Origin of the sequence: Curtobacterium flaccumfaciens UCD-AKU (assembly GCF_000349565.1) — a bacterium.
Classification (GTDB): Bacteria; Actinomycetota; Actinomycetes; order Actinomycetales; family Microbacteriaceae; genus Curtobacterium; species Curtobacterium poinsettiae.
Map to the genome: position 1 here is coordinate 437 of NZ_KB714625.1, position 1177 is coordinate 1613.

The 1177-nt window shown below is 73.4% G+C and carries 1 protein-coding gene and 1 pseudogene; both read left to right on the forward strand.

Annotated elements, in window-relative coordinates:
- Positions 1 to 737: HAD-IIB family hydrolase (locus tag H489_RS29910; RefSeq protein ID WP_031259915.1), on the forward strand; the 737-nt coding region annotated here is incomplete at its 5' end.
- Positions 734 to 1177: pseudogene (locus H489_RS29915) on the forward strand (glucosyl-3-phosphoglycerate synthase); the annotation flags it as partial. The gene H489_RS29910 and the pseudogene H489_RS29915, both read left to right, overlap by 4 nt.

Genomic DNA, 1177 nt, shown 5'->3' on the forward strand with positions numbered 1-1177 from the left:
CGGCTCTGCCGATGCTCGAACAGCTGCGGGCGGACGACGTCCCCGTGGTGTTCTGCAGCAGCAAGACGCGTGCCGAGATCACGGCACTGCAGACCCGCACCGGGCTCGACGGGCACGCCTTCGTGGCGGAGAACGGCGCGGTCGTGGTCGGACCGGCGGGCGAGGCGCTGGTCGGACCGCGCGACGGGGACCTCGAGCGGCTGCACGCGGAGCTCGTCCGCGTCCGCCAGTCACTGGAGCTGCACTTCGAGACCTTCGGCGGCGTGACCGACGCGGTCGTCGCCGCGTGGACGGGCCTCGACCTCGAAGCCGCCGGACGAGCGCAGCAGCGCGAGGCGTCCGAGGTCCTGCTCTGGCACGCCGAGGACGACGACCGGGCGGACGCGTTCCGCGCGGCGCTCGCCGCGCTCGGCCTCGACCTGGTGCGCGGTGGCCGGTTCTGGCACGTGCTGCCGACGGGCCGCGACAAGGGCGCGGCGGTCCGGACGTTGATCGTAGATCACGAGCGCCGGACGGGCACGATCCCGCGCACGATCGGACTCGGCGACGGCCCGAACGACACCGCGTTGCTCGACGCCGTCGACTTCGCCGTCGTGGTCCGCGGACACGGCCCGGCACCGGGGCCGCTCGCCGACGACCGACCCGAGCGCGTCCACCGCACGACCGTCCCCGGCCCGCAGGGCTGGACCGAGGGCCTCACCCGGTTCACCACCCCGTCCGTCAGGAGCCACCGATGAGCGACTTCCACCAGAACGGCGTCATCACGACGTTCCACGACCTCGGTCGCCGCAGCACCGCGAGCCTCGAAGAGGACCTGCGGGGCTTCGCCGAGAAGCGTCCGATGAGCCTGATCCTGCCGGCGCTGTACTCCGAGCTCGAGCGCCCGGCGCTGTCGCGGATCGTCGACGAGCTGGCCGAGGCCGACTGGCTCAGCGAGATCGTGATCGGGCTCGACCGGGCTGACCGCTCGCAGTTCGAGCACGCCCGCGAGTTCTTCTCGCGGCTGCCGCAGCGGCACCGGATCCTGTGGAACGACGGGCCGCGGCTGCGCGAGCTCGACGCCGAACTGGAGCGTGCGGGCCTGGCGCCGGGGGAGCCCGGCAAGGGCCGGAACGTCTGGTACTGCACCGGCTACGCCCTGGCGTCGGAGCGGGCGGACTGCATCGCCCTGCACGAC